This window comes from uncultured Acetobacterium sp. (assembly GCF_927416815.1).
Lineage (GTDB): Bacteria > Bacillota > Clostridia > Eubacteriales > Eubacteriaceae > Acetobacterium.
In genome coordinates, this window is the sequence record NZ_CAKMJU010000113.1 from 1 (window position 1) to 20,902 (window position 20,902).

The following is a 20,902-nucleotide window of genomic DNA, read 5'->3' on the forward strand; positions in this document are numbered from 1 at the left end:
GCTTGTGATTGGCTCGTTGCCTTCGCGCAGAATCGGACAGGCTCTGCTGTGTCCGCTCTGACGCAAACAACATGATGTAACAATTGTCGGTACTACTGTATTCTTTATCGACAGTTTTGATCACCATCTTTTAAAAAAGGGATGGTGATTTTTTAAAATAGTCGATAATCAGTGATGTAAAGAATTAGAAAGGAAAACCCGATGGGAATTACAATGATCGTTGGCCGGCAATCTCAGGTGTTGAGTGAGGCGGTTTATCAGCAGATCGGCGCGGCGCTGGATGCGGGCAAAGAAAAACTCTATTTAATGGTTCCAGAACAGTTTACCCTGGGTGCCGAAGAAGCCTTGATTAAGTATAATCATCTGGCCGGACTGCTTGATGTCGAAGTGCTGAGTCCCAAACGGCTGGGTAACCGGGTGCTCCAGGAAACTGGTGGGCTTACTAAGACCTATATGGATAGCCACGGCAAAAATATGCTGCTCCAAAAAACCCTCGGGGACATTCAGGAACAATTGACCATATACCGTTCCAGTGTTAAAAAGCCCGGTTTTCTGATCAGTATTTCAGATCTGATTGCTGAACTAAAACAAAATGAGATTGCCCCTAAAGATTTGGAAGAAACCAGAAAGACACTAAGTCATGGCATCATGCCCCAAAAACTTGGAGATGTCATAAAAATTTATAGCCGTTTTCAGGAATTGTTGGGAAACGACCGTAAGGATGAAGAAGACTTTCGCAATTTTGTCAGTGAAAAGATAGCTTCGGCAACGTTTTTAAAAAACAGTCAAATCTGGATTGATGGCTTTCAGAATTTCTCAGCCCAGGATTATCGGATGATTGGACAGTTGGTTGAAACGGTCAAGGAAATCCATATTGCGCTGCCCTGGGATCCGGATTCCTCAGCACGGGATCAGGAAGTTTTTTTATTAACAGCCAATACCATGGCATCCATTAAAGAAATCGGAGCGAGAGCTGGGGTTTCATTTAAAGTGGAAAAAATATCCCGAAAGAATCAAAGCAATCAAAACAATCAGCAGAATCAAAAAAGTTTAGAGCTTACCCATCTGGAAGCGAATCTCTTTGCCTATCCAAAGCTGGAATACCAGCAAGCCGTAAATAATATCAGCCTGACCCAATGCCAGAATAGCTGGGAAGAGGTCGAAATGGGTGCCCGAAAAATTCTGGCGCTGATCCGGGAGGAAGGGCTGTCCTTTCGGGATATGGTGGTGCTGGCTGGCGATCTGGAAGAGTATGGATCCATCATTAAGCGCATTTTTGCCCAGTATCATATCCCCTATTTTATGGATGATCTGCGCGCCATTGGCGATAATCATCTGGTCGAGGCGGTTGTGACGGCCTTAGAGGCGATCCAGAATAATTACCGTTTTGATGATGTCTTTGGTTTTGTTAAAACCGGATTTTCACCGATTAGCCTGTCAGAATGCGAAGATCTGGAAAACTATGCGCTGGAGTTTGGCATCCGCGGCAAACAATGGGAAAAGGAATTTACCAAAATCAGCCAAAACCCGGCGCTGGAGCTGGATATCCTTAATGCACTGCGGCTTAGACTGATCACGCCGCTGATCCAGCTAAAAGCGGCGATGAAGATTGGCCGAAGCTGTCAGGATTATACCAGGGCGCTTTATGAATTTCTGGTGGTGATTGAAACACCAGAAAAAATAGCGACTCTGGTGGAACAGCTTTCTGAATCCGGTAATTATGAAGCGATGGAAATCTACCACCAGATCTGGAATATCTTAATGGAAGTCTTTGATCAGATTGTTGAAACAATGGGAAATGATGAAGTGACTAGTGAAGAATATCTGCGGATTTTAAAGAGTGGATTTCAGGGCTATCGACTGGGAATCATTCCACCCTATCGGGATTATGTCAGTATCACCGATTTACGGCGGAGCCGTAGCTCGGCTTTTGAGGTATTGATTGTTTTTGGCTTAAACGAAGGGAAAATTCCGGGAACTGGCACCGAGCCCAACCTTTTCTCAGATCTGGAACGACAGATTCTCGGCGCCCACCAGATCCGGCTGCAAAATAATCGCAGTTTTCAAATGGATCAGGAACGATTTTTGGTTTATGATCTGTTATCTAAACCTAAATCTCGTTTGGATCTTCATTGGGCTTTAGCCGACATGGAAGGCAACAGCCAGCAGCCCAGCATTCTGCTGAGTCAAATTCTGGGAGTCTTTCCGACGATCGAGATTGTATCAACCCTTAACGATGGGGTGGCAGCATTCTGGAATAGCCTCAGTAGTCCCGATGCGACTTTATGGCATCTGATTAGCCATCTTCGCGATAAGAGGACCGCGGCCGGGGCGGTTCAAGACCAGCAAGAGGCGCTGTGGGAAGCGGTGTGGGACTGGTATCAAAACAACTCGGATTACCAACAAATGATTGGCAATCTGACAGAAGCCCTAAACTATAGCGGGGTTTCTCAAGCCATGACGGGTTCGGAAGCCGCAGTGCTTTACGGCAAAAACCTGCGAACCAGTATTACCCGCTTGGAAACCTACCGACAATGTCCCTTTTCGCACTATGTCAGATACGGCTTAAAACCGGAGAGCCGGCCCGTTTATAATATTGCCGCCCCGGAAATCGGTACCTTGCTCCATCAATTGATTGACGGATTTTTTCGGGAAGTCCACCAACAAAAACTGAATCTGCGTAGCCTGCCTAAAAATCAGCGGGATACCCTGCTAGAAGGGGTGATGGAAAGCTGTCTGCCGCAGATAAAAACCAATGTCTTTAACAGTACCGGACAAAACCAGTATCTGGGAAAAAAACTGGAACGGGTCGGGAAAAAATCGATTGATATTTTGGTTGCCCAGCTCTGTGCCGGGGATTTTGAACCCCAGGCTACCGAGTTCTGCTTTGAGCAGGAGTTAAGCCTGCCGGATGCAAACTTGGGCGAGGTCAAGATCTATGGGAAAATTGACCGGCTGGATCTCTATCAAAAAGATGGTCAAAGCTGGGTCAAGGTGATCGACTATAAAACCGGCAGCAAGAAGCTGGGTTATGACGATATTTATTATGGCCTGTCACTGCAATTGCTGGTGTATCTCGATGGTGCCATGACTGTTATTGATGCTGAGGATATCCTGCCGGGCGGAACCTTCTACTTTTATGTCGATGATCCGATGCCGCGGTTGGATTTTGGTGAGAATGTCGAGGCTGTCATTAATAAGTCCTTTAAGCTTAATGGTCTGCTGCTTGATGATGAAAAGGTCATCGCCGCTATGGATCATGACGCCGATGGCAAAAGGTCAGATATCCTGCCGGTTTACCGGTCGGAATTTATGTTAAACCAGGACGAATTTGTGGGCATCATCGACTATGTCCGAAAAACCGTGATTCGTCAGATTAAAAACATTTATGAGGGCGATATTAAAGTCCGCCCCTATAAAAAAGGTCATGACTATGCCTGCCAGTATTGTGATTACAAGGGTATCTGCCAGTTTGATGAGGCAATCACGCGGGGCGGCTATGAGGTGCTCAAAGCAGCAATGAAGAAAGACCAGTTTTTTAGATTAATCGAGGAAGGAGTAACCGATGAAATGGACCAGTGATCAGCTAAAAGCGATCGAAAACCGTAAAACCAACATGCTGGTTTCAGCCGCCGCTGGTTCAGGTAAAACAGCCCTGCTAATTGAGCGAATTATTCGCATTATCCTTGAAGAAAAGGTCGGCGTCGAGGAACTGCTGATTCTAACCTTTACCCGGGGAGCGGCCGGCGAAATGAAGAATCGGCTCAGTCAGGCGCTGGCCAAAGAACTGGAAAATCCCGAAAATGACCGTAGCTTTGTAATGAAGCAAATGAATATCTTAGGAGGTGCCTCGATTTCGACCCTTCATTCTTTTTGCCTGGGCGTTTTACGCCAGTATTTTCATAAGGGTGACATTGACCCCGGTTTTGCCATTGGTAATGATACCGAAATCGCGCTGATGCTCAAAGAAACCCTGGAAGAGGTTTTTGAAGACGAATACCAGCAGGCGATCACGAGGAATAGCCCGGATCAACTGGATCAGGATCAGAAAAAAGATCAGGAAAAAGATCAACAGTCGATCGACTTCCTCGATCTAATCGAAAGATACAGTGGTAATAAAAATGATCAGGCCTTAAAAGACACGGTTGAAAGCCTGTATCGGTTTCTGGCCACCCAGCCCAACCCCGAGACTTGGTGCCGCCAGGCTTTAGCGCTGTTTGATTGCGATGTAAAAAGCCTGCTAGCCTCGGTGTGGGGAAGCGCTCTAAAAAGAATAATAGAAACTGAGCTTGAGGGCGCCATCGATTCAGCCATCAAAGCCAGTCAAGTTAGCGACACGGCCGGTTTTGAGAAAACCCATGAGCAGATGAAAAACGAGCTACAAATGCTTAAAACTCTTAAAGAAGCGATCCACAGCGATCTGGTACAGGGACTGGAAGACTTGAAAAACCTGAGTTACGAGCGCTTTAAAGGAGCTGCCAAACAGGATAAGCAACACAATGAGCAGATCAAAAAATATCGCGATGAAGCCAAAACCAGTATCGTCAAACTACAGAAACGCTTTGCCATCAATATCGATGAAATGGTTCGGGAGTTAAGAGATCTAAAAAAACCGATGGCTGACTTGGTGAGATTGACTCAGAAATTCTGGATCGCCTTTCAGGCTAAAAAAGCCCAGAAAAATTTGGTCGATTACAATGACCTGGAACAGTTGACGCTTAAAATTCTAAGGGATCCGGAAGTCGCCAATGAGGTTCGCCAACGCTATCGTTACATTTTTCTGGACGAATATCAGGATACTAATGAAATGCAGGAAACCATCCTAAAGCTGATTGTCCGCGATGATAATTATTTTATGGTCGGGGATGTTAAACAGAGCATCTACCGATTTCGGCTGGCCGATCCGACCATCTTTATCGGCAAGTATGAAAGCTTTGCTAAGGATGGAAACCCCAAGAACAGTCTGGTGACCCTCAATCAAAATTTCCGTTCTGCCCAGGGGGTGATCAATGCGGTCAACGCCATTTTTGAAAAGATCATGAGTGCCGGCCTGGGGGAAATTAATTATGACCAACAGGCGCGGCTTAATAAGGGCTTGCCCCATCAAGGACCCTATCAAAAAACAGAGATCGATATTATTGATGTACAAAAACAGGAAGCCGATGACCTGCTAGCCTTTGATGCGGAAGACCAGGAAGATTTAAGTGCAGTTGAAGTAGAAGCCCGGTTTGTCGCTAAAAAAATTCAATCCCTGGTAGGAACCACTTTTTTTGATACCCGAAATAATCAGGAGCGAGTCATCAACTATGGCGATTTTGGGGTGCTGATGCGGAGTGTCGCCGGACGCGGGGAGGTCTATCTCAAGGTCTTTAGCGAAATGGGGATTCCCACCTATTTTGATGGTGGCACCAATTACTACGAGTCGTTAGAAATCACGATGATTCTAAACCTGCTAAATCTGATGGATAACCAGCATCAGGATCTGCCGCTACTGAGTATCATGACTTCACCGATTGGCAATTTTACCACCACCGAATGTACCCAGCTGCGGATTGCCCACCCTCAGGGATTTTTTTATCAGGCGGTTGAAGCCTATTGTCAGCAGGAATGTGACGAATTGTCGAAAAAGCTAGCGCTTTTTTATCAAAAACTGACCACTTGGCGATACCAATCCAAGCTGATGCCGGTGGAAGATTTCCTCTGGAAAATCTATCTGGAATCCGGTTATTATGCCTTTGTCGGTGCCCTTCCCGGCGGTCAGCAGCGGCAGTGCAATTTACGAATCCTGCTTAAGCGAGCTGGCGACTATAAAAAATCGACGCTTAAAGGGTTGTATCAATTTATCCGCTTTGTCGAAAACATGAAAAAACATAAACAGGATATTTCGCCACCAGCGATGGTCGGTAATCATCAGGCAGTGGTGCGGCTGATGACGATTCATAAAAGCAAGGGGCTGGAATTTCCGATCGTTATTCTTTCTGGAACTGGGAAAGGCTTTAATAAGCGCAGTAATTACGATCAGGTGTTATTTCATAAGGATTTGGGAATCTGTCCGGACTATGTCAATTTGGAAAAACGTTATAAACATAATTCACTGGCCAAAGAGGTCTGCAAGGCGCAGAGCAATCTAGAAATGCTCTCCGAAGAAATGCGGCTGCTGTATGTCGGAATGACTCGGGCCGAAGAAAAGCTGGTGATTGTCGGGACGATAAAAAACCGCGATAAAGCCTGGCAAAAATGGCATAATGAAGCGGATGAGTACCATCTTCTCAATGCTGCCAGTCTGCTAGACTGGGTGATGATGGGTTTATTAGCTGGCCGGGATCCGGCGCAAGCTGAGCTGCAGTTGGCGGATTTTAGGATCGCTTACCATCGGCTCGATCAGTTAATATTAGAAGCGGAAGTGGACGGGCCAAGGGATCGCGTCACTCAGGCGCCAGCGGTCGACCCGGGGAGAGAGAATCCTGAGGCAGAGCCAGAAAAGCTTACAATCGCTATTTCTCAGGCTGATCGGGAGGCCATTCAGCAGCGCCTTAATTTTTCTTATCCAGCCAGAGCAGCGAACGAACTCCCCAATAAGATGAGTGTGACTGAAATCAAAGATTATCACAAAAGCGATCAGACCGATCAGCGGCAAACAATCAGGAGGCTTTCACAAAAGCAGGAGAAACCGAAGTTTTTAGAACAGAAGCAGACCGATTTCACGGCTGCTCAACGGGGATCGGCGCTCCACCTGTTGCTGGAGCTGGTCGATTTAGCCCCGATCCGAGCCGAATTATTAAACAATGACGAGTCGGCCTTGCCACTATTTCTAAAAAAATATCTGACCAGGGAAATTGAAGTCCTGATCGACAAAGAATTTCTGCCGGAAGCATTGGCCAGAACGATCAGTGTCGAAAAATTGAGCAGCTTTTATACCTCATCGCTGGGGATTAGGCTGTTGTCAGCCGAACAAGTCAGACGGGAAATCGCCTTTAACTATGCTTATGCGCCAGCACAAATTCGGCCAGAATGGGTCGATATCCCGGAAAAAATTATTGTTCAGGGGATCATTGACTGTGCCTTTATGGAAGATAATAAATGGGTAATTATCGACTATAAGACCGATTATTTTAAAGATCCCCGTCAGCGGCAAGAAATAATCAAGGGCTATGAAATTCAGATCAATATTTATGCGGAAGCCTTAACAAAATTAACCGGAATTCCCGTGAAGGAAAAAATAATCGCCTTGATTACGATGGCAGAATATATCAGTATTTAATGATCACAAGGGATTACTTTAGCTGGGAATGGGGGTTTTCTTAAACAAAAGATGATAAAATATTAAAATAATCTGCGCTTAGCTAATAGCATCCGACAGCAAACAGGGCTTTTTCCCAAAGATGTCGCTAATTAATCATCAGTAGCAGCGCAAACGAATTAATTTTATTGTAAAGGACATATTAATGAAAGCTTTGCAGAAAGACACATTTAGAGAAATAAAAAAATCGCTCAATCGGTTTTTATCGATTGTTGCCATCATTGCGCTCGGCATCTGCTTTTTTGTCGGGGTTAAAACAACTGGCCCGAGCATGAAATATACAGTCAGTGATTATTATCAAAACCAGCAGCTGATGGATATGCGCTTGGTCTCCACCTACGGTTTTTTGCCGGCAGATGTCGATGCCATTCAAAATACCCCCGGAGTGGCGACCGTAATGCCCAGCTATTCGGCCGACGTGATCATTGAGCGGGGCGATAAACGGCCGGTCATCAAGCTGATGGCCTTTAAGGAGGATCAGGCCTTGAATCAACCGCTGCTAGTGGCCGGGCGCTTGCCCGAAAACGCCAGCGAAATGCTGTTGGAGAAGCCCCAGGAAGATCAGGGGATGGGCGTTTCCAGCCATATTTACCAGCTCGGCGAAACGATTAAGTTATCACCGGAGCTTGGCGATAAAGCCCTATCCGAATCGATTAAAGGGGATCAGTTCACGATCGTCGGTTTTGTCAGATCGCCTCAGTTTGTCTCGATTGAGCGGGGGAGCACCTCGGTCGGCCGGGGTACCGTCGATTACTATGGTTTTATTGCCACCGAGAATTTTGCCTTTGAGCGGTTTACCGAGGTGTATCTCTTGTCTCAGGCTACCACCGACGGGATTTACCCATTTTCTGATGACTACGACGAAGTGATTGCTAACCTGGAAAAACAATTGGAAGCCGTCGGTCTTTTGCAGCTGGAAATCAATCATCAGGATATTTTGCTTAAGGCTCAAGCCGAACTGGATAAGGGACGAGCCAAATATAATGATGGGGTGAGCCAGTTTAATGAGGGGATTGCCCAGGGAGAGGCCAGTTTAATTGATGCCAGAAACCAGTTAATTGACGGTGAGGCCGCCCTCAGTGCCGGTTGGAATGAATACAAGACAACCATTGCCAGCACCCAGGCACAGCTTGCCGATGCCCGCAAGCAGATCATTCAGGGTGAGGCTGATCTGATTCGTGGGGCGGATACCTTAAAAGAGGAGTTGGCAAAGGGGGAGGCTCAACTGGAAACCCTGCGTCAAGGCATTGCCGATTTAAAGAACGGTATCGCGCAAATGGAAGCTCAGGATCCCTCCGGCCAGTTGCCGGAACTGCAAGCCCAGATGGCCGAGCTGGAAAAGCAGATTGCCCAGGGTCAAGCAGGATTAACTAATCTGACCGCCCTCAGAGCCGAACTACAAGCCCAAATTGAGAGTCTCGATCCTGCCGCCCCAGATTATCCGACTCAGCTGGCGGAGCTGCAAACCCAATTAGCTGAAATTAACAGCCAGATTACTGAGCTTGAAGCCGGTTTAGCTCAGGCTTACGCAGGAAAAGGCGAAATTCAGCAGGGTCTTGAGGCTATTTATGCCTTTCAGGCTCAATTGACGGGGATGATTAATCAGTTGGCCGAATTAAAAACAAGCCTGCCTCAGGCCGAAGCCGCGCTGGCCCAGGCAGCGATCGATGGTGAAAACCAGTTGAAGGCTGGATGGGCGCTCCTGGCTGACAGCGAAAAGCAGCTCGCGGCTGGAATCGCCGCCTTTGAGGCGGGTCGGAAAGAAGGGCTGAATACCCTGATTGGCTCCCAAAACCAACTCGATGCTGGTTGGTCAAAACTCCGTGATGGGGAAGCCCTGTTGGATAAAAAACGGGCAGAAGGTGAGGCCGAACTGGCCAACGCTGCCAATGAGCTGGTTAAGGCTGAGCAAAAAATTAATGATCTGGAATTTGGAAAATGGTATCTGTTCAATCGCGATGATAATCCCGGTTATGCCAGTTACGGCGAAGATGCCCAGCGGATTGACAATATCTCGGGGGTATTTCCGCTGATCTTTTTACTGGTGGCAGCACTCGTATCCTTTACAACCATGACCCGGATGGTGGAAGAGCAGCGTACCCAGATAGGTACCCTGAAAGCCTTGGGTTATCGACATAGTCAGATTGGCTCAAAGTTTTTTATCTATGCCTTATTGGCTGGCAGTATTGGCTCTTTGATTGGATTGATTGTTGGTATCAACACGCTGCCGCATTTAATTGCCGGAGCCTATGGCCTGCTTTATCAGGTTCCTGATTTAATCATCGCACCGCCCTGGATGCCGCTGATCATTTCCTGTGTCATCGCGATTTCATGTACCGTAGCGGCGGCACTGATCGTGACCCATTATGAACTTAAGGAACATCCATCGGAATTGATGCGTCCCAAGGCACCCAAGATCGGAAAACGGATTTTTCTGGAGAGTATTCCCTTTATCTGGAAACGGCTGGGTTTTATTGAAAAGGTCACGGCTCGCAACTTGCTCCGCTATAAGGGTCGGTTTTTCATGACGGTGATTGGGATCGCCGGCTGTACTGCCCTGATCCTGGCTGGCTTCGGCCTCCAGGATGCGATCTTCTCAATGATCCCCCGACAATTTGAAAACATAACCGTCTTTGATGGTTATATGGCCTTAAAGAATGAAGCGACCTTAACCGAAAAGGCTGACTTCAAAAAAATATTGGATAATGATCCCCGCTTTAGTGAAAATATCCTGGCGCATCAGTCTAAAATGACGATAGAAAAAACTGGCACCGGCAATGGCAAGGCCGCCTATCTGTTTGTGCCGGAAACCGCTGCGCAGATCAAAAATTTTATTCATCTGCAAGATCGTAAATCCGAGACGGCGATTAATCTGGAAGCGGCAGGAGCCGTTTTATCAGAAAAAGTTGCCAATAGTTTGGGGCTGAAGGTCGGCGACACCATCCGAATCTACAATGATGATGAAAGTCACGAGGTAGTTTTAGGGGCGATCACCGAAAATTATCTGGAAAACTATCTTTATCTGTCACCGGCGGTTTATGAAAAGGCCTTTGGCAAAGAGCTGACAGTGAATATGGCCTACGTCAATATTCCCGACACCAACACCGATCTGGAGAATGCCATTGCCAATGACTGGCTGGCTCGCGATGGAGTGGTGGCAGTGAACTTCACCGGGAATATTGTCAAATCGTCATCAGACAGTCTCAGTAGTTTAAGCATTGTGGTTGTGGTGATGTTGATTTCCGCTGGCGCGCTGGCAGCGGTGGTCTTATACAATCTGACCAATATCAATATTTCCGAGCGGGTTCGCGAAATTGCTACCATCCGGGTGCTGGGTTTCTACGACATGGAAGTATATAAGTATATTTTCCGTGAGAATATCGTGCTATCGGCGATCGGAATTGTTGTCGGCTTATTCTTAGGAGTCCTGCTTAACGGGTTTATTATCAACACTGTCGAAACCGATATCGCAATGTTTGCCCGTGGTATTGAGCCCACCAGTTTTGTTTACTCGGTCGTCTTCACCCTGGCCTTTACCTTTATCGTTAATATTCTGATGACACCAATTATTAAACGGATCAGCATGGTAGAATCATTAAAGTCGATTGAGTAACGATGGACAAGATAAATAAAAATCGAATTCAATAAAAATTCAATTCAAAATAAAAAAGCCGATCGGAGATTTAGCATTTCCGACCGGCTTTATATTTTTACGCTGAAACGAAATCAGTAAATTAAATTATTGCACAAGATCATTAGGGGCTGATGAGAAACGAATCACCAGAAGTATCAAAAGGAGTGTCTTTGGGAACCGTCATAATCTCAATGCTTTCCAGCCGGTAGCCGTAGCCGGAGCTGCCGGATTGTTGGCCATTGGCCGCCCAGCTTAGCCAGCCTAAATTCTCGACATGGGTACGGTAATAGATATCAAACCGATTGGCATCGGCACCGAACAGTTTAATCTGAATTGCCTCCAGTCGGCGGCTTTCGCCTGAGGTGCCACTAAGATCACCGTTATCACGCCAGTCCTGCCAGCCAATATCCTGAATATGGGTTCGATAGGAAACACCAACGTCATAACCGGGATTATCCAAGGTGATGCTGATCGCTTCCAGACGGTAACCTAGACCCGAGGTGCCGCTGAGTTGACCGTTTCGTTTAAACTCCTTCTCCCAACCAAGGTTTTGAATATGCGTTTTATATAAGGCGGCTAAGGGTTTATCGGTTGTTACCTTGGCAAGAGCCTGATCCAATTGGATTAAACCATAACCAAAATAATCATCCTTACCAGGATCACCCAGATCCAGGGCAGTTGCTTTTAATGCGGTTTCTACCTCGCTGGCAGTGAGCTCACTATTGGCGGCCAGCAATACCCCACAGGCACCGGCAACGATCGGCGAAGCGAAAGAGGTACCGCTATCATTGGTATAACCGCCAGTCAGTGAAGTGGTATAAACATCTTCACCGGGGGCAGCCAGATCGACCTTGTCGTTGTATTGTGAAAAAGAGGCCCAGTCATTGGAACGGGTGGTGGCAGCTACCGAAATAACGCCATCGTAGGAAGCCGGATAAGAAGACAAGCCTGATTCTGGATCAGATGATTCGCCTTCATTGCCCGAAGAAGCCACAAGCACCTTACCGCGATCACTGGCATACTGAATGGCGGCGGCTTCGCTGGTGTTGTATTCATAACCGCCGTAGCTCATATTAATCACCTTGATGTCGGAGCGATCAGCGGCATCCATTAGAGCAGCACAAATATTGGCAACCGAGAGGCCTTTAGTGCCGACCCGGTAGGGCGCAATTTTTATATCGGCGGTGCCGGCGACGCCAGAAAGCCCAATACCATTATTGGCAGTAGCGGCAATAAACCCACTAACCAGGGTTCCGTGACCGTCCTGATCGATCACTTCGGTACTTTTGGTAACATAGTCATAACCGCTAATAATGCGGCCGGTCAGATCGGGGTGTCGGGTATTTATTCCTGTGTCAAGAACGGCCACCCCAATGGTTTGGTCATTAGTGACCTGATCCCAGGTTTTATCATTGCCGATGGCTTGAAATTGCCAGGCTTTGCCATCGGTAACATAGGGATCATTGGGCAGTGAATAGGTTTTTAAAATATCATTGCGATCAGCCGCCAAAACATTGGGGTTTTCATTAATCATTTTAATAAATGCATCAATATCGACATCATTTTTTACTTCCAGAATATCGACCCGATCAGATACGGTTTCACCTCTGGCAATTTGATTGGTCGATAAAGACAGGCTCTGCACATTAAAGGAGCTGGAATTTTTGTAAATAATAACGACTTGCTGCCCAATATTACCACGATTGTCGACATCAGGAAGTTCGGACAAGCTGTTGATGATCATCTGATTGTTCACACTCACTTCACTGGAATTGGGAATATCACTGGTTTTAATTGATTCATATGCCAGGATTGGTGCTGACAGAAAAAGCATTGCCAGCACAATAACGAAAAAAAGCAGGCGAAGTTTTACTTTTGGTTTCATGGGATCTCCTTGAATAATGATGAGTCAGCCATCGTGTGCGCCAGAACACGGCTTTTAAGACGCGATAGTTACTGCTAAGATTATAACATAGTAAGATCGGGATTACCTTAGATCTAAGCTGAAAAAACCTTTAAGAGAGGGATGAATCGGGAATTTTAAAGCCTGATTTGCGAATAGGTTTATTAAGCTGGATGGTCGTTTCATTAAAGGAAAAAGATCTTTTTTTTGATAATGCCTTTAAAGCAAAAGTCGAATTTTTCCACCTTCTTTTTCTTTCAAATAAAGGCAATAAATGTTAAAATAGAATCAATTGAATGTATCTGTTTACCTGACAGAAAAGAAGTTCTGATTTGGAAGGAATAAGTTTAAAATGCAAATCTGCATCAGCAGATTATTTTCGATGCCTTCCTGTTCTTGACAGGGAGTTTTTTGTTTTTATGATAAGAAATCAGAGAGGAGTGGTTGATCATCGAACGCGTGGCGGTACTCACCGCTATTTTAGAAAATCCTAAAGAAGTACAGGAAGATTTTAACCGGATTATTGCATCCTATCAAGCCTTAGTCATTGGCCGGATGGGCTTACCGCTTTCAGATAAGGGGATATCGATTGTTTGCCTTACCTTATGCGGGAATATGAACCAGATCAATTCGTTAAACGGTCAGTTGGGTAAGTTAAAAGAAGTACATTCAAAATTAACAGTATCAAAAAAAGAATTTTAAAAGGACGAAAAAGAAAGTGGGTAACAAAATGAAGATGAAAAAAATATTTGTACTGGTTGGTTTGATGATGGTGATGATCCTTGCTTTTACTGCTTGTCAGGCAAAACCGGCCGAACCCCAAACCGTAAAGGTTGGCACCCTGGCTGGACCAACCGGGATGGGGATGGCAGAAATGATTGTTAACGGCGTCGACCTGGGTGAAAATGTCACCACCGAATTTACCGTGGCCGGTGCACCAGATCAGTTGACCGCCAGTGTTATCAGCGGTGAATTTCAAATTGCCGCACTGCCTAGCAATCTAGCAGCGGTACTGTTTAATAAAACTGAGGGCCAGGTTGTTCTGGGATCGGTCAATACCCTCGGGGTATTGTATATTGTCGCCGATGAAACCGCCGGTCTTACCAATATCGCTGATTTAAAAGGCAAGACGATTGTTGCCAGCGGCCAGGGGTCAACACCGGAATATGTGTTAAACTATTTGTTAGAGAAAAATGGATTAACCCCAGGGGTCGATGTCACCATTAATTATGTTGCCGAACATAGTGAAGCCGTGACCCAATTAGCCGCTGGCCAGGCCACCATCGCAATGATTCCGGAACCCTTTGTGACCACCATTACATCTAAGAAACCAACCATCAAAGTTGCCGTGGATCTATCAAAAGCCTGGGAAGAAGCCAGCAATGGTTCGCAATTGCAGATGACCGCGGTTGTTGTCAATAAGGACTGGGCAGAAGCTAATCCGCAGGTGCTGGAACAATTTATGGTAGCCTATGAAGCCTCCGTCAATGCCGTCAATGAGAATCCCGCCGAAGGCGCTAAAAATATTGTCGCTGCCGGGATTATGGCCGATGCGGCACTGGCCGAGAAGGCGATTCCAAACTGCAATATCGTTTTTATTCCCGCTAAGGATGCCCAGCAATCGCTAAACGACTATTACACCATCTTAGCAGGATTCGAACCAAAAGCTGTTGGAGGAAAAGTTCCTGGTGAAGATTTCTACATTCTTGGAAAATAAACGGAGTAAAACGACAAAAAAAATAATTGGCAAGACCGGAGTGGCGCTTTTCTGGGTGCTGCTCTGGGGCTTGGCAGCCCGGTGGGTGAACAGCCCACTGGTGCTGCCATCGCCGCTTAAAACCCTGGAAGGTGTAATTAGCCTGGCTGGGGATTTTGAGTTTTTTGTCAGTATTGGCGTTACCCTGTTGCGGGTATTTGGGGGAGTTTTTATTTCGGTAGCGCTGGGTCTGGTTTTAGGACTGGCGGGCGGGCTCAACAAAGTTTTTTTTGAAACGATGAATCCATTTGTCAGCACCATTAAGTCACTGCCGGTGGTTTCGGTTATTATTCTGATTAATCTGTGGATTGCCTCGGGACTGGTACCGCTGGTGGTCACCTTTCTGATCTGCTTTCCGGTAACTTGGACAAATGTCGTGCAGGGAGTAAGAGCCACCGATCAAAAGCTGCTGCAGATGGCCAAGCTTTATAATGTTGAGCAGACAAAGATCATCCGCGATATTTATGTGCCCTCGATAAAACCCTATGCGGTTTCAGCTTTAATGAACGCGATCGGCCTCGGCTGGAAGGTTACCGTTACGGCCGAGGTATTAGCCAATGCCCTGCCATCGATCGGGATGAATCTTTATTATGCAAAAATATATTTAGAAACGGATTTGCTTTTTTCCTGGACTCTGGTGATTGTGATCTGTAGCCTGGTGATTGAAAAGATCACCCTCCAAGTGATCGGAAATAGTCGAAAGGGGGGTGACCAATGTCGATTATCATAAAGGATCTGGATAAAAAATATGGGCAAGAAACTATTTTTGAAGACTTTAATCTGACTTTTGAAAAAAATAAGATTACTGGAATTCTGGGGCCTTCCGGAGCCGGAAAAACCACCCTTTTGAATCTTTGCAGCGGCTTGGAACAGCCAGATAGCGGAATGATTGAAGGCATTAATCCCCAGGCGATCTCCTATATTTTTCAAGAGCCGCGGTTGTTGCCCTGGCGGACGGTTCGGGAAAACCTGCGCTTTGTTTTTAACGAAAAAGCGATAAAAAAACCAGGATCACATGAAGGGGATATTGATGCGATGCTGGAATTAGTCGGATTGGCGACAGTCGGCGACTATTATCCCCAGGAACTTAGCGGCGGCATGCGCCAGCGGGTTGCGATTGCCCGAGCCTTTCTATATCCTTCCGAATTGCTACTGATGGATGAACCTTTTAGCAGTCTCGATTGTTCGCTAAAAAACCGGCTGATTGAAGATTTTTCAAAGATTTGGGAGCAGGATAAACGGACGGTGGTTTTCGTTAGCCATAATGAAGATGAAATCAGACGTTTAGCACATGTCATCCTGACCTTTTCGGACAAACCGGTTCAGATTCTGCAAAAAGAAATCCTTAAGTAACAAGTCGATAAGAAATAATAAAAAAATGTAAAGGCTTACCTGATGAAATACTTGTTTTCTTATGTTAAACTAAAGATGACCACAAAGTTAACATAGAAGTAAAAATATCAAGAATAAGAAATGGGGTAATCCATGGATATAAAACTAATTGCACTAGATATGGACGGTACCACCCTTCAAAAAGATTATATGTCGATTTCAGACAGAACCCGGAATGTTCTGGCAAAGGCGATTGCCAAAGGTATCCATGTGGTACCATCGACAGGACGTATCCTAGGACAATTGCCGGAATCGGTGGTGAGCATTCCAGGAATTAATTATGCCGTGACCTCAAATGGGGCAGCTGTCACTAATTTAAAGACCAAAGAAGTGATTAGCAGTAATTACCTGGGGTCTGGCAGTGTCAAAAAGATTATGAAGACACTGACCCGCCGAAACATATTTTGTGAGATTTATTATCAGGGCCAATCCTATGGTGAACGGCGCTATTTTGAAATGATTAGTAAACGGAATGAACTGTCAAAGGAATTGATTGCTTTTATTCGCAGCAATGCCACAGCAGTTGATGATGTCCTCGATTTTACGATCGCACATGCGTCTGAGATTGAAAAAATAAACATTCCTCTGCTCAGTGAAAAAAACCATCGGGTACTTTGGCAAAAGTTTTCCCAAATTCACGGGGTGACCCTGACAAAGGCGATTGCTAACAATATTGAGGTCAATCATCGTTTGGCCAATAAGGGGGCTGGCTTAAAACAGCTTTGTCGGATTCTAAAACTGGAAGCGGGCAATGTAATGGCAATCGGAGATAGCGATAACGATCTGCGAATGTTGGAGTTTGCCGGCCTCAGTGTCGCGATGGGGAATGCGTCAGAGGAAATCAAAGCGATCGCCAATCATGTTACCCTACCCTTTTATGAAGATGGGGTCGCTGATGCGATTGAGAAATTTGTTTTGGTTTAGTGAAGGATAGTAATATATTAGGATAATTAATTATAATAACCTTAAGGAGATCATTATGAATAAAAAAGCAATTATTGCCGACAAGGCACCGGCAGCAGTGGGTCCTTATTCCCATGCTTATTTAGTTGGAGAGACCCTCTATACCTCGGGTCAGCTGGGTCTGATTCCTGAAACTGGTCAATTAGAAGAAGGGGTGGCAAAACAAACCAAAAGAGCTTTGGCTAACCTCAATGCTGTTTTGGAAGCGGCCGGATTGAGTCGTCAGGATATCGTTAAAACCACGGTTTTTTTGGCAAACATGGCTGACTTTGCGGTTGTCAATGATATTTATGCTACTTTTTTTGAAGGTCAGGCCGAGTATCCTGCCCGTTCCTGTATGCAGGTGGCTGCCTTACCGATGGCCGCACTTTTCGAAATTGAGGCGATCGCAGTTAAATAACTCGTCAAAACTTTAAAAATAAGGATAATTCAAGAGCCCATGGTCATGCCGCTACGGTTAATGGCCATGGGTATCTTCTTGACTAAAAAGAGAGGGAAATCATGAATAAAAAATTGCAGAATTATCTGACCCTGGTAGATTTTTTAGCCGAATTTATGGGAGAAAATACCGAAGTTGTTCTCCATGATATGACTGACTGGCATCATTCGGTGGTGGCTATTCGCAATGGCCATATTAGCGGACGGAAGGTTGGCGATCCGATTACAGAAACTAACTTAAGAATTCTTCGAAGTGAGGTGCATGAAAAAGTGCCGTATATGAATAACGATCCCAAAAAATTCAAGAAAAAAGAATCGATCAAATCAGCATCCTGGTTTATCAAGGATGAAAATGAGCTGCTCATTGGGATGATCTGCATCAACTCTGATTGTCATGAACTGATTGCAGCCCGGAATCTTTTAGATAAGATGATTCGGCCACCGATCGTTGAAAATGAGCAAAAAGAAAAAGGACCAGAAAAAATAAATATTGATGTGAAAGAACTGGTCGATAATAACCTGAACCATATTTCCCAGGAGCTACTTAAAAAACTGAAGCATTTATCCAAGGATGAAAAAGTCGAACTGGTCGGTAAACTCGATCAAATGGGAACATTTTCAGTCAAGGGAACCATCTGGTATCTGGCCAAATGCATGGGGGTTTCGGTGCCGACGCTGTATCGCTACCTGTCATTGACAAAAAATAAGACCTGATCAATATGATTGATTATCCGACAATAAAGTAACGGATAAACGTGTAACCTGAACGTTAAAAGGATTAAGGATAACCTTAATAAAAATAAAAATAAATTAATTTTCATTTAATCGTTTACTTTTTGTTTAAAAGATGTTATATTGATATCAATAATTCTCATTTTCACAATAATTTCCAGGGGAACCTCAGGCTGTGCCTGAGGTTTTTCCTTTTTTGGGCGCGCCCGACCAATCAAAATTAAGGTCTCGTCATCGCCTCTTAATTAACAGCCTCTTAAATCAGCTAGTCTTAAATAATGCTTGTTTGATTCCATCACCGGGTGATAAAATTTACAAATCTTAAAAAATAGCATATAATATTAAAAAAAGCAAAGTGTGAAATGACAATGCGTAAATACAATAGAAATAGGGGTGCAATATGACAAGTCAGTTAAATAAAGATAATCTGCCTGAGCATATAGCCATAATCATGGACGGTAACGGCCGTTGGGCGAAAGCAAAAAATCGCCCCCGCTTATTTGGCCACAATGCCGGCATGAAAACAATGAAAAAAATTGTCCGGGCGTCATCAGACGCCGGTATAAAAATAATCACAATGTATGCCTTTTCGACCGAAAACTGGAAAAGGAGTCCCGAAGAAGTGGACGGTCTAATGAATATTGCGGTTGAGTATTTTCATAAAGAAGTTGGCGAATTGCATCAAAACAATGTTAAAATCAACGTCATTGGAGACCTGGATGGTCTTGGTAAAAAAGTCCGAGAAGCGGCGGTCAAGGCGATGGCTACCACCGCGGAAAACACCGGATTGGTACTTAATATTGCGCTTAACTATGGCGGCAGAGCTGAAATTCTCCAGGCAGTCAAGCATCTGATTGCTCAGGGAATTGCCCCGGAAGCACTGACCGAAGCGCAGATTAGCGAACATCTTTATACTAAGAATCAACCAGATCCGGATCTGCTGATTCGAACTGGCGGTGAAAGCCGACTCAGCAACTTTATGTTGTGGCAGATGGCCTATTCAGAATTTATCTTTACTGACATCTATTGGCCAGATTTTGAGGTCGCCAGCTATTATCAAATGATCGAAAATTATCAGAGAAGGAATCGGCGTTATGGATCAACTGAATAACAAGCTGGAGAACCGCCAGACGGAACGATCCAGAGCAGAAAGCAGGCGGGCAGAAAAAAGTTCCATGAAAACCCGGGTCTGGACCGGGGTGATTGGTCTGCCGTTACTGATTATTATTTTGTATACTGGGGGATTTATCCTCGTCATGGGGGTATCCTTCCTGGCTTTTGTCGGGACAATGGAGTATACTCGAGCGATTAACAAAATGATTCGTCCAAAAATAAACGTCTTTCTGATGATCGTTTTGGCGATTATGGTGATGACGACCATCAAATTGGATTATTTTTTTCTGATGCCGGTTTTACTGGTCGCCTTTATTGTCATTTTTTGTTATGAAATTTTGTCAGGCCATGTCGGGATTCAACGTAGCAGCGCCACCTTGATGGGATTAATTTATGTGCCAATCATGTTTGGCCACCTGTTCCTTTTTGAAACGATCAATAAGGGGGCCTATTATATGTGGCTGATTTTTGTGATTGCTTTCACAACCGATACGGCGGCCTATTTTATCGGAAAATCGATTGGCAATCGAAAGATTGCTCCGTTAATCAGTCCCAAAAAAACCATTGCTGGTTCGGTTGGCGGGGTGGTCGTCGCGGCATTGTGCACGATTCTTTATGGAACGATTCTCAGTTCCTACTTCAGTTTCGTATTACCCTGGTATTTATACATGATTGTTGGCGTTTTTGGAAGCATTGCCGGACAATGCGGGGATTTGACAGCATCGATGATCAAGCGAAAAGCCAAAATGAAAGATTTTGGTACGATTTTACCCGGTCATGGAGGGATTTTGGATCGCTTTGACAGTATCCTCTTTATCATTCCTTTGATTTATATATTTGCCAAATTAACCATTGGCATCGCGTAGGTGAAAATTTGAATTTATATACCATCCTCATTACATTACTGATTTTGTGTGTCCTGGTAATTGTTCACGAATTGGGTCATTATATCGTGGCAAAGAAAACCGGTATTTTCGTCGAAGAGTTTGCTATTGGCATGGGTCCGAAATTATTTGCCCGCCAGGGTAAAGAAACCCTCTTTACCATTCGCGCTTTTCCGGTGGGCGGATTTTGCAAAATGCGGGGCGAAGAGCCAGCATTTGACGAAGAAGGAAACCTGATTCCCAAAGATCCCACAATCCCCGTTGATCCCCGCAGTTATGAAGCAAAAAGCCGCGGGCAAAAGCTGTTGGTATTGGTGGCCGGTTCGGCGATGAACATTATCTTTGCCGTAGTCTGCCTGATTGTGGTGGCTTTTTTTACCGGTCATACCAACGTCTTTGATGCCATCGGCACGGCCTTTTTAAATACCTGGCGGTTTTCAGGCCTGATTTTTCAAAGCTTTGGGATGCTGTTCACCGGTCAGGTGGGTCTGGATCAGCTGGCTGGTCCGATTGGCATGGTGTCGATGGTCGATACTTTTTTAGAAAGTGGCCTGATTATTTTACTGGCCTTTACCGCCATGTTAAGTGTCAATCTGGGGATTATCAACCTGTTTCCCTTACCAGCCCTGGACGGCGGCCGGATTTTTATTATCCTGATTGAAATGGTAGTGCGCCGGAAGCTTAGTGCGGAATGGGAATTGAAGATCAACTATTTTGGATTCATTGCCCTGATTGCCCTGGCCGTTCTGATTGCGGTGAATGATATTGTGCGGCTGGCAGCCTAGGA

The 20,902-nt window shown here is 45.2% G+C and carries 14 protein-coding genes; 13 read left to right on the forward strand and 1 reads right to left on the reverse strand.

The window, feature by feature from the left end:
* The first annotated feature begins 201 nt into the window (after positions 1-201).
* The 3 genes from QZ998_RS14210 (at position 202) to QZ998_RS14220 (ending at position 10,913) form a co-directional block, all read left to right on the forward strand.
* The gene (locus QZ998_RS14210) at positions 202-3,582 is read left to right on the forward strand and encodes a PD-(D/E)XK nuclease family protein (RefSeq protein ID WP_296561498.1); all 3,381 of its coding nucleotides are present in this window, start codon (positions 202-204) and stop codon (positions 3,580-3,582) included.
* Positions 3,566-7,261, forward strand: coding sequence for a helicase-exonuclease AddAB subunit AddA (gene addA / locus QZ998_RS14215; RefSeq protein WP_296561499.1), 3,696 nt, complete (start codon positions 3,566-3,568; stop codon positions 7,259-7,261). Before QZ998_RS14210 ends, addA begins: the two co-directional genes overlap by 17 nt.
* 184 nt (positions 7,262-7,445) lie before the next feature.
* A complete protein-coding gene (locus QZ998_RS14220; RefSeq protein WP_296561500.1) occupies positions 7,446-10,913 on the forward strand; it encodes an FtsX-like permease family protein in 3,468 nt (1,155 codons plus the stop codon).
* Positions 10,914-11,055: 142 nt separating this feature from the next.
* On the opposite strand, the gene QZ998_RS14225 is transcribed toward QZ998_RS14220, so the two are convergent.
* Positions 11,056-12,819, reverse strand: a complete 1,764-nt coding sequence (locus QZ998_RS14225; protein WP_296561502.1) for a S8 family serine peptidase — start codon at positions 12,817-12,819, stop codon at positions 11,056-11,058.
* Between the two features lie 462 nt (positions 12,820-13,281).
* On the opposite strand from QZ998_RS14225, the gene QZ998_RS14230 reads away from it, so the two are divergent.
* From QZ998_RS14230 to QZ998_RS14275, 10 genes are all read left to right on the forward strand, one after another.
* Entirely contained in the window at positions 13,282-13,539 is a 258-nt protein-coding gene (locus QZ998_RS14230; protein WP_296561503.1) for a TM1266 family iron-only hydrogenase system putative regulator, read from the forward strand.
* 28 nt (positions 13,540-13,567) lie between these two features.
* Positions 13,568-14,554, forward strand: coding sequence for an ABC transporter substrate-binding protein (locus QZ998_RS14235; protein ID WP_296561504.1), 987 nt, complete (start codon positions 13,568-13,570; stop codon positions 14,552-14,554).
* The gene (locus QZ998_RS14240; protein ID WP_296561505.1) at positions 14,526-15,323 is read left to right on the forward strand and encodes an ABC transporter permease subunit; all 798 of its coding nucleotides are present in this window, start codon (positions 14,526-14,528) and stop codon (positions 15,321-15,323) included. Before QZ998_RS14235 ends, QZ998_RS14240 begins: the two co-directional genes overlap by 29 nt.
* Complete coding sequence (locus QZ998_RS14245; protein ID WP_296561507.1) at positions 15,308-15,946, forward strand: ABC transporter ATP-binding protein; 639 nt, start codon at positions 15,308-15,310, stop codon at positions 15,944-15,946. The genes QZ998_RS14240 and QZ998_RS14245 overlap by 16 nt, the downstream gene beginning before the upstream one ends.
* 132 nt (positions 15,947-16,078) lie before the next feature.
* Positions 16,079-16,909 carry a Cof-type HAD-IIB family hydrolase gene (locus QZ998_RS14250; RefSeq protein ID WP_296561508.1) on the forward strand — a complete coding sequence of 277 codons (831 nt, stop codon included), beginning with the start codon at positions 16,079-16,081 and terminating at the stop codon, positions 16,907-16,909.
* 55 nt (positions 16,910-16,964) lie between these two features.
* Positions 16,965-17,348 carry a Rid family detoxifying hydrolase gene (locus QZ998_RS14255; RefSeq protein WP_296561509.1) on the forward strand — a complete coding sequence of 128 codons (384 nt, stop codon included), beginning with the start codon at positions 16,965-16,967 and terminating at the stop codon, positions 17,346-17,348.
* A gap of 101 nt (positions 17,349-17,449) precedes the next feature.
* A complete protein-coding gene (locus tag QZ998_RS14260; RefSeq protein WP_296561510.1) occupies positions 17,450-18,100 on the forward strand; it encodes a helix-turn-helix transcriptional regulator in 651 nt (216 codons plus the stop codon).
* Positions 18,101-18,518: 418 nt separating this feature from the next.
* Complete coding sequence (locus tag QZ998_RS14265; protein ID WP_296561511.1) at positions 18,519-19,229, forward strand: isoprenyl transferase; 711 nt, start codon at positions 18,519-18,521, stop codon at positions 19,227-19,229.
* Positions 19,213-20,097 carry a phosphatidate cytidylyltransferase gene (locus tag QZ998_RS14270; RefSeq protein ID WP_296561512.1) on the forward strand — a complete coding sequence of 295 codons (885 nt, stop codon included), beginning with the start codon at positions 19,213-19,215 and terminating at the stop codon, positions 20,095-20,097. Before QZ998_RS14265 ends, QZ998_RS14270 begins: the two co-directional genes overlap by 17 nt.
* A gap of 8 nt (positions 20,098-20,105) precedes the next feature.
* The gene (locus QZ998_RS14275; protein ID WP_296561513.1) at positions 20,106-20,900 is read left to right on the forward strand and encodes a site-2 protease family protein; all 795 of its coding nucleotides are present in this window, start codon (positions 20,106-20,108) and stop codon (positions 20,898-20,900) included.
* Positions 20,901-20,902: the final 2 nt, after the last annotated feature.